Origin of the sequence: Nonomuraea sp. NPDC050153 (genome assembly GCF_044460125.1) — a bacterium.
GTDB lineage: Bacteria > Actinomycetota > Actinomycetes > Streptosporangiales > Streptosporangiaceae > Nonomuraea.
The window spans coordinates 25,197-37,166 of the sequence record NZ_JBITJQ010000058.1 but is presented as its reverse complement, the minus strand read 5'-3'; the positions used below and the strand labels follow the sequence as shown (position 1 = coordinate 37,166).

Below are 11,970 nucleotides of genomic sequence, written 5' to 3'. Positions count from 1 at the left end.
CGCCTGCCACCGACGATGGAACGAGGTCACAGCAGTGTCCGTCACATGACCGCCGACACCCGCCACTCAGATTAACGATCTACAGCTGCCGTATCAGTGCGCGGTCTTCGACCGGGGCGGCGAGTAGACGCTCCAGACGTGAAAGGCCAGCCCGATGCCCCAGAAGACTATCGACCACACAGGCCAGAAGTGGTTGCCCGAGTCGTAGAGTAACCACACCACGACCTGGGCCAGATTGGCCAGGACATAAAAAAGCAGGTGGATCCGCAGACCCCACTTCCTGGCGGTCTCGCTCTTCTTTGTTTGCATACCGTGCAGGCTATGGCCGACGTACTTGATAACGACTGAATTCGCTGGTTCAGCGATCGTCAATTACCCGGGATTTACATTGACCCGCAATCGAGGTGCCAACCCCCCACGTTGAAAGGATCACCGTATGACGACGACCCGCCGAGCGGTGCTGGCCGGATCCGCCGCGGTCGCAACCGACGCCCTGCTGGGAACGTCCGAGGCGCAGGCGCGGTCCCGGCCGGAAGCCAAGCCCAAACCCACCGTGGTGCTCGTGCACGGCGCGTTCGCCGACGCCTCCGGCTGGAACGACGTCGCAGCCCGGCTCATCCGCGACGACTATCCGGTTGTCGCCCCGGCGAACCCGCTGCGCGGCGTGGCCTCCGACTCCGCTTACCTGGCGAGCATCCTCGCCACGCTCAACGGTCCGATCGTCCTGGCCGCGCATTCCTACGGCGGAATCGTCGTCACGAACGCCGCGGTCGGCAACCCGAATGTGAAAGCGCTGGTCTACGTGGCCGCGTTCGCCCCCGACCAGGGTGAGTCGCTGCTGGAACTACAAACTAAATTTCCGGGAAGCAAGCTCGATGAGGCGGCGCTGGACTTCCGTCCCTACGACGCGGGCCTCGTCGACGGATACATCAAGAAAGAATTCTTCCACGACGTTTTCGCCGGCGACGTGCCGAAGGCGGCCACCGACCTGATGCAGGCCGGCCAGCGGCCCGCTGACACGCGCACGCTCGGGGAGCCGTCCGGCGCCCCGGCGTGGAAGACCATTCCCTCCTACTACCTCGTCGCCCGGAATGATCAGGTGCTCCCCGTCGCGGCACAGCGGTTCATGGCGCGGCGGGCCGGGTCAAAGATCCACGAGGTCGGCGCCTCCCACGTCGCGATGATCTCGCAGCCCACCGTGACTGCCGACCTCATCAAACGCGCCGCGCGCTGACGTCTCAGAGGGCAGCGACGTTTGAACGGTCAAGACGGCCCGGGACGTCGACGACCTGACCGGCACCGGGGTCACGGCTCTGCTGCTCGGCCGCCGTGGCTCATGTGGCGGGTCAGGTGAAGGTCCAGCCCGCCGCTGCCGCCGACTACCGGCGGCTCGCGCCCGCTGAGGCCCGTCACCGGCGGAAACGCGGTGGATCTGGCAGGTGGCCATGGCCTTGTCCTGTGCCGCTCTGGCAGGCTCTTCCTCATGGTCTCGGTATTGCAGAACGTGGCGATCGATTGTGCGGATGCTTATGGGCTGGCCGGATTCTGGAGCGAGGTGACCGGCCGCCCCCTGCATCCGGAGGACAAGCCGGGTGACCACGAGACTCAGGTGATGCTGCCGGATGGCCCGCTGTTGTACTTCAACCAGGTGCCGGAGAGGAAGACGATCAAGAACCGGATCCACCTGTGCCTGCGTCCGGAGACGTCGCGCGAGGAGGAGGTAGAGCGCCTGCTCGGCCTCGGCGCCGCCCTGGTCGCCGACCATCGGAAACCCGACGGCTCGGGCTGGGTCATCCTCGCCGACCCTGAAGGCAACGAGTTCTGCGTCCTGCGCAGCGAATCAGACCGCGCTGCGATGTCTCCCTGAATCCGGGTGAAGGTGGGGTGGACGGCGGAGTGATTCGGCAAGGTCGCTGCTAGGGCTGCCGTTGGGTGTTCGTGGTGGCGGAGCGTTCAGGCGATGTGGGTGTCGTACTCCTCGCGATTGGCGAGCACCTCGTCCATGTGCGTCTCGGCCCACATCTTGATGCCGCGCATCATGTGCTGGAGTGAGAGACCGAGGTCGGTCAGCTCGTACGTGACCGTGACTGGCACAGTCGGCGTCACGGTACGGGTGACCAGCCCGTCGCGCTCAAGGGAGCGCAGCGTCTGGGTGAGCATCTTCTGGCTGACCCCGGCCAGCCTGCGGGACAGCTCGGAGTAGCGCATCGACCGCGGCCGGCCGGTGTGGTCGCCTCCGGGCCGGTGCGGGCCGTCGTTGCCCAGCGCGGCCAGGATCAGCGCGACCCACTTGTCGGAGATCCGGTCGAGCAGCTGGCGGCTTGGGCACTTCGCCAGGAACGCGTCGTAGTCCCCCTTCGCTTGTGCCCGCCTCTGGGCCGCCGTCCTCGTCGGCATCGACCGCTCCTTCCTACCGGGCGGTGGCCTACGCACTTCGAAGTGCGTACTTCCTGCTGGAGAGTTACCCGCCCATAGTGAAGCAGGCCGAGCATCGAACACAAGCCACGGAACAAATGGAGCGAGCATGATCTGGACAGCCGGCTTCCGTACCGCAGTGATCAATCCCTATGAGCAGATCCGGCTCACCGAACCGCGCGGCTTCGCCGACCAGACGGTGCGTCAGGTGCTCCACATGGCCGGCGGCGGAGAACGCCTCCGCGTACGCCTGACGAACCGTTACGGCCGCACCCCCTTGACCATCGCCGCCGCGAGGGTCGCCACCGAGCACGGGCAGGCCGCCCTCACCTTCGGCGGCGCCGAGAGGCTCACCATCCCGCCGGGAGAAGAGGCCGCCAGTGACCCGATCGATCTGCCCGTCGCCTCTGGCGCCGACCTGATCCTCGGCCTCTATCTCCCTGAGGAGACAGGCCTGGCCACCTATTCCCACAGGCCCATGGAGACCGCTCACGTTGTCGGCGGCAACCACGTCACGTCTTCCGGACTCCCTGATGCCGAGCAGATAGAGGCCAGGTTCTACGTCTCGGGCGTCGACGTGCTCGCCCCGGACGACACCGCGGTCGCCGTGGCGTTCGGCGACTCCTGGTTCGAAGGGGTCGGCTCCACGACCGGCGCGAACAACCGCTCCGTGGACTTCCTCAACCGGCGACTCAAGCGGGGATGGGTCGTCAACCAGGGCATCGCCGGAAACCGCCTCCTGCGGGACGAGATCGGCGAGCACGCGCTGGCGCGCTTCGACCACGACGTTCTCTCCATTCCCGGCCTGACCCACGTCCTGGTGCACTTCGGCATCAACGACCTCGGCCTCCCCGGCATGTCCGGCGAACCTCCCGCCACCGCCGACGCCCTCATCGAGGGCTTCAAGGCCCTGGCCCGCCGCGCCCACAAGGCCGACCTGAAGATCCTCGCCGCCACCATCGGCCCCTTCGCGGGCGCCGTCTACCCCGGGATCAGCACCCCCGAGGGCCTCGCCGCCCGGCGCGAGGTGAACGACTGGATCCGTACCACCGACACTTTCGACGCCGTCTTCGACGTGGCCCGAGCTGTCGAGAACCCCGACGCCCCCGACCACATCCACCCCGCCCTGGACAGCGGTGACGGCATGCACCTCAACGACAAAGGCGCCCAAGCCATGGCCGACGCCGTGAACCTGGAAACCCTCGCCCTCTAGAAACCCCGTCCTCTCGCGCGCTCGGGACGGGCCCGAAGGGCCGGGCCCTGATCCTGAACGTCGTCGCCGGGCACGAACCCCAGCAAGGGGAGGAACACCTCGTCCACGATCTCGGCGATCAGTTCCTCCGTGATCGGGTGGCGGGTAAGGACCAGTTCGTGGCGGAGCAGGTCCGTCGGCACGGACATGACGCGGGGGCTCACCTCTGCTGAGGCGATCTCGCCGCGGGTGGCGGCCCTTTCGAGAATGCCGGCCATGACGTCGGCCATGATGACCGCGACGTCCATCTGGACCTCCGAGGACTCGGCCATGAGGCCGTGGAGCATTTCCCGGGGGATGTCGTGCTGCCGCCGAGCCATCCTGCGCAGCACCTCGATGACGTCGCCGCGCAGCGTGCCCGTGTCGGGCGGCTGGTCGGCGATGGAGCCGGTTTTGTGGCGCATGGCGGCGACGGCGAGCTCGGCCCGGTTGCGCCAGCGGCGGTAGAGGACCTGTTTGCCGGTCCTGGCCCGTGCGGCCACGCCCTCCATGGTCAGGCGGGTGTAGCCGACCTCGTGAAGCTCCGCCCAGGCGGCCTCCAGGATCGTGTCCTCCAGCTCCGTGCCTCGCCTGCGCTGGCTGACCTGCTGCGACACAAGAACCTCCACTAGAGACGTTGCGTCTCCTATAAGGATATCGCACTATTAAGAGACGTACCGTCTCTAGTTAGGGGTTGTCGTGAGAGCTCGACTCGACTCCGCCGTGCTCAGGCTGGCCGGAGTTCTCCTGCTCGGCATGCTCGCGCCGCTGCTGGACAGCACGATCGTGAACGTCGCCATCGACACGCTCGGCCGCGATCTGGGCGCACCGGTGTCGGACGTGCAATGGGTGAGCACGGCCTACCTGCTCGCCCTGGCCATGGCGATCCCGATCACCGGGTGGAGCGCCGACTGCTTCGGCGCCAAGCGGATGTGGCTGGTGTCGCTGCTGCTGTTCCTGGCCGGCTCCGCGCTCTGCGGGCTGGCCTGGGACCTCGGCTCGCTCGTCGCCTTCCGCGCCGTCCAGGGCGCCGCCGCCGGGCTGATGCTGCCGATCCTGCAGACCCTGCTCATGCGGGCCGCGGGCGGCAGACAGCTCGGCCGGCTGATGGCCGTCGTCAGCCTGCCCGCCCTCGCCGGGCCGATCTTCGGGCCGGTCATCGGCGGGCTGGTCGCGGGACACCTGAGCTGGCGCTGGATCTTCTACATCAACGTGCCGATCTGCCTGATTGCGGTGCTGGTGGCCTGGTGGCGGCTGCCCGCCGATGCCTCGCGCGAGCGCCGCCCACTTGACGTGACCGGCCTGCTGCTGCTCTCGCCCGGGCTGGCGGCGCTCATGTACGGTCTGGCGCAAGTGGGGACGGTGGGCGGCTTCCGGGACGTCTCCGTGCTCGGGCCGATGGCGGCCGGGGCGTTGCTGGTGGCGACCTTCGCTTGCCGCCGCACGTCTGAGCCGCTCGTCGACCTGCGACTGTTCCGCGACCGGACGTTCACCGCCTCATCGGCGCTGCTGTTCCTGTCCGGGCTGGCCATGTTCGGGTCCATGCTGCTGCTTCCGCTGTTCTACCAGCAGGAACGCGGCCAGAGCGTGATCGCCGCCGGTCTGCTGCTCGCTCCCCAGGGGGTGGGCAGCCTGCTGTCCAAAGGGCTGGGCGGCGTCGCGGACCGCGTCGGCCCGCGGCCGGTGGTGCTGGCAGGGATCGCGATGACCGTGCTCGGCACGCTGCCGTTCGCCTTCGCCGACCAGTACACGAGCGGGCTGCTTCTGGGTCTGGCGCTGGTGGTGCGGGGCGCCGGACTGAGCGCGGCCAACATGGCCATCATGGTCGGCGCGTTCCGGGGGCTGGACGGGGCGCGGATCCCGCACGCCAGCAGCGTCACCCGGATCGCGCAGCAACTCGGCGGGGCGTTCGGCGCGGCCGTGCTCGCCGTCGTCCTGCAACGGCAACTCGCCGATCATCCGGCCGTGGCGTTCGGGCACACGTTCGGCTGGGCCCTGGCGCTCACGGCGCTCGCCGTCATCCCGGCCGCTCTGCTGCCCCGTGCCGAGCAACCCGTCATTTCCGTCTGACCACCCGGACTCAGCGGTCGCACGCCGTAGCCGTAGAGGGCGCCGTCCGGGCTCCGCACCTGGCTCAACGCGCCCGCCATGCCGTTGGGGTGGGGCCTTCCTCACCCCTGAGGTGATCGCCGAGCGGCAGTGGTGCGGGCGGGATGGATGACGCCGAACCACCGCCGCAAGGCTGCCCGGAGCGTTTCGATCTCCATGGGATCCGGTTGGGGTGATGCGGAGGCCCAGGCCACGTAGCAGTCCGGCCGAAGGAGCAGGGCGGCGGGCGCGGAGGGCTGGGGGCGCGCGGTGACGATGTCGACCTGGCCGGGCCGCAGGGCGAGTGTCTTCGCCAGTGATGCTTCCTCGGTCAGGTCGAGCAGCAGGGGGCGTGCGGTTCTGGTCAGCTCGGCCAGCCGGACCGGCCCGGTCGGGGTGTGCAGTTCCAGGTCCGGGGCGAAGCGGCCGATCAGGGGGTGCGCCCCGGGTTCGCCCATGTCGTAGCGGACGTCGGCGCCCGCGGTGAGTTCGGCCAGGCGCCGCACGGTGTTCGGGTCTCGGAGCAGTTCGGTGAACAGTTCGCGCAGCCCGGTGACGTCGCTGCCGGGGGCGATCAGGGCCGACTGCGCCTGCGCGTTCAGCACCATGCGGTGGGCGGCCGATCGCCGCTCCGTCTCGTAACTGTCCAGCAGCCCGGGCGGGGCGCTTCCGCGGAGCTCGGCGGCGAGTTTCCAGCCGAGATTGATCGCGTCCTGCAGGCCGAGGTTGAGCCCTGGACCGCCCCCCGTGGCGGCGTACACGTGGGCGGCGTCACCGATCAGGAACACCCGGCCGTCGGCGAACCGTTCGGCGACCCGGGTGTTACCCCCGGTCAGCCGGCGCAGCGCGTGCGGGCCTTCGCCGTCGGGCGGACCAAGTGGCACGTCGACGCCGAGCACGCGGCGGATGCTCGCCCGCAACTCGTCGAGGCTCATCGGAGCGTCGGTCGCGGGCTGGTCCCATTCTGTGGTGCTGATCAGGGGCGGATGGCCAGGCATCGGCGCGTACGAGAACCCTCCGCGCTCGGTGCGGTGGGGCAGGAACGGCAAGACGGCGCCGTAGCCGGGTACGTTCAGGGCGCCGGTCGCGGGGTCGATCCGATCCGCCGGGACCGTAGCGTGCGCTGAGCGCACAGTCATCCGGTCGTAGGTGATGCCGGGAAATTCGATGCCGGAGAGCTTGCGCGTGGTGCTGTGGGCTCCGTCCGCGCCGATCAGGTACCGGGCCCGCAGGTCGTACGCCCCGTCCGGACTCTCGACGGCGACGGTGACCGCGTCGTCGTCCTGCGACAGGCCGATCACCTCGTGTCCCCGCCGGATTTCCACGCCCAGCTCGATGGCGCGCTCCCGCAGGACCTGCTCGACGCGTCGCTGCGGCGCCGGCAGGGCATGGATGGGGCTGTCCTCCAGCAGGCTCAGGTCCAGGCCCATCGCGCCGAACATGAAGTACGCGGAGTTGGGCTGCGGCGGTTCCGGGCTACCGCTGAGACGTTCGTACAGCCCTCGGCGGTCGAGCATTTTCACGACCTGGCCGAGCAACCCGTTCGCTTTCGGTTCCTCGCTCGGCTGCGGCAGCCGCTCCAGCACGACCGGCCGGACCCCTGCCAGGCTCAGTTCGCAGGCCAGCATCAGCCCGTTCGGACCGCCGCCGGCGATGACGACATCTGTGATCACGTGTACTCCTTCCAGGCCGTCCCGCATGTCTCCATCGCGGACGAAGCCGGTGTCGTGGCTGATGCCCTTGGCCCTCATCGCTCTGGTCCTTCCTACGGGATGAGGACGCCAGGCTAAAGACAAAAACTGCGTGTACGCAAGTTTGCGCGCACGCATTCAAGCTGGCATGCTGGGACGGTGACGACAAGGCGGGCGGGGTTGCGCGAGCAGAAGAAGCAGGCCACCCGAGAGGCACTGCGTACGGCGGCACTGCGGCTGGCTCTTGAGCGTGGACCGGACAACGTGCGCGTCGACGACATCGCCGAGGCCGCCGGCGTCTCACCGAGGACGTACAACAACTACTTCTCCAGCCGCGAACAGGCGATCGTCGCCGCCGTCACCAGCGAACGGGAGGTGCGGGTCGCGGCGGCGGTGGCCGGCCGGCCCGCCGGCGTCGGTCTCGCCGACGCCGTCATCGAGGCGATCGTGGATCAGTACACCGCCTCGGGCGAACCCGGTCGCGACGCGCTGCTGCTGATCACCACCCGCCCCACGCTGCGCGACGCATTCGTCGAAACCACTAGCGCGATCGAACATCCCCTCACCGACGCGATCGCCGAACGCCTCGGCGACACCGACCCGCACACCGCCCGTGTGCTCGCGGCGAGCGTGGCCGCCGCGGTTCGCGTCGCGCTCGAACAGTGGCTGCGAACGACCGCCGCGTCCTTCACGACCGGCGGCCTCGTCGTGCCGTCCGGCTCGCTACCGGACCTGCTCCGCACCACGCTCGCACCACTCACACCAGCACTCGACGCCGCTGAGCAACGAGCACGCCGCCAGGCGGTCTAGCCCCATCGCGGGATCACGCCTCACCCCGGACCTCAGTGCTCATCGTGGGTAGCGAGCTGTTCGATGGTGTGGAGTTCCCGGTCGATTTTCGCGAGGGCGGCGCGGCGGGACCGCGACCCGCTCGGGTCGGGCTCCGGGGCCGGCACGCGGCGGTGTTCCAGATGTGCCAGCAGGGTCTCGCTGCCCAGGCGGCGGGCGGCGAAGGCGATGACGATGGTGGCGGATTGCATCAGGCACCAGCCCGGCCGGAGCCTGGCGTCCATCGCGTCCTCGCGACCGGCGCTGTCCTGCACCAGCAGGCGCAGGAACTCGCCGCGCCGCTCGATGACACGCACGTGAGCCACACCGGGTTCGTAGCGGGGGGTGGCGTTCTCCAGGTCCGCGATGACCTGCCACACGGCGTCGAAGGGGGCGGCGATGCGGCGCTGCCCGACAACGGCGCCGGGCAGGGCGGCCGCGAGTACGGCCAGGCGGTCGATCGGGTCGAGGTCGGGGCGTGCCACGGGCTCGTTCACGATTCCCACACCTCCCGGAACGCGGCCCTGGCTCGATGCAGCCGGGATTTCACGGTTCCTGTCGGGATCCCCAACGTGGTGGCGATCTCTTGTTCGCTGAGGCCTTCCCGGGTGCGCAGGACCAGCACGACGCGCTGGGGGATCGGCAGCCGCGCCAGCGCGTCGTCGATGTCCACCAGCCCTTCCGGAGAGGCGGCGTGGTGGCCCGGGAGCGTTTCCTCGGTGGCGACCTCCACGTCCTGCCGGCGGGCCAGCCGGATCGCCGTCCGGACGGTGACCGATCGTACCCAGGTGATGATCGCCTCAGGGGCGCGCAGCGAAGGCAGGCCCTGGAAGATCGCCAGCAGGGCCTCCTGCGTCGCGTCGTCGGCCGCAGCCGGAGCGATGCGTACGCACAATCGGCGCACGTACGGCGCCAGCTCGTCCAAAAGCCGGTCCAACGCGAGCGCGTCCCCCTGCTGAGCAGCGGCGACGATCTCGGGGTCCACGCCGGGAAGATTAGCAGGAACCTTCCAGAGGTTCCCCGCCACCTTCCTGTCAGGAGGACACCACACAGAGAGGCCTGTCTTGTGAATCCAGACCTGCAGATCGTCGGCGCGGGCCTGACCGGGCTCACCGCCGCCATCGAGGCGGCCGAACGTGGCTGGCGGGTGACCGTCGCCGAGGCGCATTCTTCGCCAGGCGGGCGAGCACGCACGCTGGCGGCCCCCTTCCGGGCCAACCTCGGTACCCACGCGATCTACGTGGACGGGCCATGGTGGGCGTGGCTGGAGCGCCGCGGCCTGACCCCGCCCATCGTGGGGGCGCCGCGCCAGGCCGGCCTCGTCCGGGCCGGAGGCCGGCTCGGCCCGTGGCCGGCCGAACTCAGCCGGGCCATCGCCGCGCTGCCCGCCGAGGCGCCGGCTGAGGAATCGTTGCGCGCATGGCTCCTGCGGCACGTCGACGCCAAGACGGCCGAGGCGATCATCGCAGTGGTCTTCATCTTCACCTTCGACCACGACCCCGGACGGCTCTCGGCCGCGTTCGCCCACCAGCGCCTTCGCCGGGCGCTCGCCGGCGGTGTCCGGTACGTGGTCGGCGGGTGGTCCACCCTGGTCGATCTTCTCGCCGAACGAGCCGCCGGCCTCGGCGCGCAGATACGTACCCGGACCCGGGTACCCGCCCTGCCCGCGGGCCCGACGATCCTGGCCACCAGCCTGGCCACAGCGCGCCGGCTGACCGGCGACAGCTCGCTCACCTGGCCCGGCGGCCGCACGGCAACCGTCGACCTGGGCCTGCGGGCCGACGGCGGCCCCGACTGGTTCCGGGTACTGGACCTCGATGACCGGATCTACGCCGCCCGCTACAGCCTCGCCGACCCCACCTTGGCCCCGCCCGGACACGAACTCATCCAGATCTCCGCCGCATGCGCCCCGGGCGAGCGAAAAGCCGACGCCGAACTCCGCGTACAGCATCTCCTGGACCAGTCATGGCCCGGCTGGCGCGCCGCGGTGCAGTGGCACCGCAGTGCGCTCCGCACACACTGCACCGGAGCCATCGACCTGCCCGGGACAACCTGGCACGACCGCCCGGCCATCAGCCGCGGCGGCGCCCTCACCGTGGCCACGGACCAATCCGCCGCGCCCGGACTGCTGGCCGAGGTCGGAATCGCCGCCGCGCAACTCGCCGTCCAGCAACTCGGCGAAACCTCCACGCCCGCCGAGGCCTACGAGCGAGTCTGACCCCCGCCACGATCAAGGCCACCCTCCGGGGTGGCCTTGCTCCGTCCCGGCTCCCCGCCGTACGAGCCCCGCACCCTTCGTCGTGGCGGAGTCGTTCACGCTGCGGCGAACCTGATCGCTTCCGCGCTTCCCGCGATCCCCCGGCAGGCAGGCCCGTTCGGCGTTCGCCCCGGAGGCAGGACGGCCACGGTTCATCGCAGAGTGGCCACGAATCTCCCCAGCCGGTCGATCCCTTCTCGCAGGTCATCCGTCGATGCCGCGTACGAGAGCCGGACGTGTGTCCCGGCGGTGTGGAGGCCGAAGTCCTTGCCCGGGGTGAGGGCGACGTGGGCCTCGTGCAGCGCTCGCTCGCAGAACTGCCAGGAGGTGAGCCCGGTGTGGCTGACGTCGAAGTACACGTAGAACGCGCCGTCGGGCGGGACGGGCACCGGCAGTCCGATCCGCGCCAGGCCCTCCAGGACGAGTGCGCGCCGCTCGGCCAACTCGACGCGCCGCGCCTCGCACACCGCCAAGGACTCCGGGGTGAAACAGGCCAGCGCGGCATGCTGGGCGGGGGCGGAGGCGCAGAGGAAGTAGTTCTGGGCCAGGCGCTCCAGCGCCGGCACGAGGATCTCCGGAACGACGCACCACCCGAGCCTCCAGCCGGTCATGCCGAAGTACTTGGAGAAGCTGTTGATGACGATGGCGTCGGGATCGAGCGACAGGACGCTCTGCGGTGGCCGGCCCTGGTCGTCGTGGTCGCTCAGGTTGAGGTAGATCTCGTCGACCAGACGCCACGCGTCCCGCTCGCGCGCGAGTTCGCAGATCGCCGCGAGCTCGTCGGCGGGGACCGAGGTGCCGGTCGGGTTCGACGGGGTGGCGATCATGACCCCGCGCGTGTTGTCCGTCCAGCTCGACTTCACCGAGGCCGTGTCCAGTTGGAAGCGGGTCTCGGCAGCGGCGGGGACGAGCGTGACGCGGGCGCCGAAGCTTTCGACGATCTGCCGGTTGCAGGGGTACGACGGATCTCCGATGATCACCTCGTCGCCCGGGTCGACGAGTGCCGCGGTGGCCAGCACCAGGGCGGCCGAGGCTCCCGCGGTCACGACGACCCGGGAAGGGGCGACCTCGACGCCGTGCTCGTTCCGGTAGAACCGCGCGATCGCGTCTCTCAATTCGGGCAGCCCGAGTGCCGCCGTGTAGGGCATCGGCCTTCCGTCCATGACCTCGCGCATCGCGTTCAGGACCGCCGGGGGCGCGCCGAAGTCCGGTTCGCCGATGCTCAGCTTGATGACGTGGTGCCCTCGGGACTCCAGCGTCGCGGCGTGCTTGCCGAACTCCATCGCGAAGAACGGGGCGACAGCCCGCGCACGTTGCGAAATTCTCACGCCACGGCCTCCGGCTCGCTCACGCGTGGGTGCATGTCGTCTCCATGGCTCTCCTTGGTTGCTCCGATGGAAAGCGTTTCACGTACGCCGCCGACCCGTTCGGGCGGCCGGCAGCGGGACCAGGGTGACGGC

Annotated in this window: 13 protein-coding genes; 6 read left to right on the top strand and 7 right to left on the bottom strand. The window is 69.7% G+C overall.

The genetic code is table 11. The features are described from left to right. Window positions 1–93 precede the first annotated feature (93 nt). Complete coding sequence (locus ACIBQ1_RS59550) at window positions 94–309, bottom strand: 2TM domain-containing protein (protein WP_397292248.1); 216 nt, start codon at window positions 307–309, stop codon at window positions 94–96. 127 nt (window positions 310–436) lie between these two features. Between ACIBQ1_RS59550 and ACIBQ1_RS59545 the strand changes: the two genes are divergently transcribed. Together ACIBQ1_RS59545 and ACIBQ1_RS59540 are read left to right on the top strand one after the other, a co-directional pair. Continuing rightward, complete coding sequence (locus ACIBQ1_RS59545) at window positions 437–1,234, top strand: alpha/beta fold hydrolase (RefSeq protein ID WP_397292246.1); 798 nt, start codon at window positions 437–439, stop codon at window positions 1,232–1,234. Between the two features lie 249 nt (window positions 1,235–1,483). After that, window positions 1,484–1,867 carry a VOC family protein gene (locus ACIBQ1_RS59540; RefSeq protein WP_397292244.1) on the top strand — a complete coding sequence of 128 codons (384 nt, stop codon included), beginning with the start codon at window positions 1,484–1,486 and terminating at the stop codon, window positions 1,865–1,867. An 86-nt stretch (window positions 1,868–1,953) separates the two neighbouring features. Here ACIBQ1_RS59540 and ACIBQ1_RS59535 read toward each other — a convergent pair whose 3' ends face one another. Then, entirely contained in the window at window positions 1,954–2,397 is a 444-nt protein-coding gene (locus ACIBQ1_RS59535; protein WP_397292243.1) for a winged helix-turn-helix transcriptional regulator, read from the bottom strand. A 127-nt stretch (window positions 2,398–2,524) separates the two neighbouring features. On the opposite strand from ACIBQ1_RS59535, the gene ACIBQ1_RS59530 reads away from it, so the two are divergent. Next, complete coding sequence (locus ACIBQ1_RS59530) at window positions 2,525–3,628, top strand: SGNH/GDSL hydrolase family protein (protein ID WP_397292242.1); 1,104 nt, start codon at window positions 2,525–2,527, stop codon at window positions 3,626–3,628. Here the strand turns inward: ACIBQ1_RS59530 and ACIBQ1_RS59525 are convergent. Beyond that, window positions 3,625–4,263, bottom strand: coding sequence for a TetR/AcrR family transcriptional regulator (locus ACIBQ1_RS59525; RefSeq protein ID WP_397292240.1), 639 nt, complete (start codon window positions 4,261–4,263; stop codon window positions 3,625–3,627). The genes ACIBQ1_RS59530 and ACIBQ1_RS59525 overlap by 4 nt on opposite strands. Before the next feature lie 82 nt (window positions 4,264–4,345). Between ACIBQ1_RS59525 and ACIBQ1_RS59520 the strand changes: the two genes are divergently transcribed. Continuing rightward, window positions 4,346–5,716, top strand: coding sequence for an MDR family MFS transporter (locus tag ACIBQ1_RS59520; RefSeq protein WP_397292239.1), 1,371 nt, complete (start codon window positions 4,346–4,348; stop codon window positions 5,714–5,716). A 101-nt stretch (window positions 5,717–5,817) separates the two neighbouring features. On the opposite strand, the gene ACIBQ1_RS59515 is transcribed toward ACIBQ1_RS59520, so the two are convergent. After that, window positions 5,818–7,407, bottom strand: a complete 1,590-nt coding sequence (locus tag ACIBQ1_RS59515; RefSeq protein WP_397292238.1) for an FAD-dependent oxidoreductase — start codon at window positions 7,405–7,407, stop codon at window positions 5,818–5,820. Between the two features lie 177 nt (window positions 7,408–7,584). Here ACIBQ1_RS59515 and ACIBQ1_RS59510 point away from each other — a divergent pair, with 177 nt between their 5' ends. Next, on the top strand, window positions 7,585–8,235 hold the full coding sequence (locus tag ACIBQ1_RS59510; protein WP_397292236.1) for a TetR/AcrR family transcriptional regulator: 651 nt from the start codon (window positions 7,585–7,587) through the stop codon (window positions 8,233–8,235). Window positions 8,236–8,267: 32 nt separating this feature from the next. On the opposite strand, the gene ACIBQ1_RS59505 is transcribed toward ACIBQ1_RS59510, so the two are convergent. Then, window positions 8,268–8,750, bottom strand: a complete 483-nt coding sequence (locus ACIBQ1_RS59505) for a hypothetical protein (protein ID WP_397292235.1) — start codon at window positions 8,748–8,750, stop codon at window positions 8,268–8,270. Next, window positions 8,747–9,238 (bottom strand): RNA polymerase sigma factor, encoded by a 492-nt coding sequence (locus tag ACIBQ1_RS59500; RefSeq protein WP_397292234.1) that lies wholly within the window; start codon window positions 9,236–9,238, stop codon window positions 8,747–8,749. Before ACIBQ1_RS59500 ends, ACIBQ1_RS59505 begins: the two co-directional genes overlap by 4 nt. 81 nt (window positions 9,239–9,319) lie before the next feature. On the opposite strand from ACIBQ1_RS59500, the gene ACIBQ1_RS59495 reads away from it, so the two are divergent. Beyond that, window positions 9,320–10,471, top strand: coding sequence for an FAD-dependent oxidoreductase (locus tag ACIBQ1_RS59495; protein WP_397292232.1), 1,152 nt, complete (start codon window positions 9,320–9,322; stop codon window positions 10,469–10,471). Window positions 10,472–10,662: 191 nt separating this feature from the next. Here ACIBQ1_RS59495 and ACIBQ1_RS59490 read toward each other — a convergent pair whose 3' ends face one another. Further along, on the bottom strand, window positions 10,663–11,838 hold the full coding sequence (locus ACIBQ1_RS59490) for a pyridoxal phosphate-dependent aminotransferase (RefSeq protein WP_397292231.1): 1,176 nt from the start codon (window positions 11,836–11,838) through the stop codon (window positions 10,663–10,665). Between the last annotated feature and the right edge of the window lie 132 nt (window positions 11,839–11,970).

Bases quoted from the DNA above. Each gene is read 5' to 3' on its own strand.
- ACIBQ1_RS59550 (WP_397292248.1), bottom strand. From the start codon at position 309: ATGCAAACAAAGAAGAGCGAGACCGCCAGGAAGTGGGGTCTGCGGATC.
- ACIBQ1_RS59545 (WP_397292246.1), top strand. From the start codon at position 437: ATGACGACGACCCGCCGAGCGGTGCTGGCCGGATCCGCCGCGGTCGCA.
- ACIBQ1_RS59540 (WP_397292244.1), top strand. From the start codon at position 1,484: ATGGTCTCGGTATTGCAGAACGTGGCGATCGATTGTGCGGATGCTTAT.
- ACIBQ1_RS59535 (WP_397292243.1), bottom strand. From the start codon at position 2,397: ATGCCGACGAGGACGGCGGCCCAGAGGCGGGCACAAGCGAAGGGGGAC.
- ACIBQ1_RS59530 (WP_397292242.1), top strand. From the start codon at position 2,525: ATGATCTGGACAGCCGGCTTCCGTACCGCAGTGATCAATCCCTATGAG.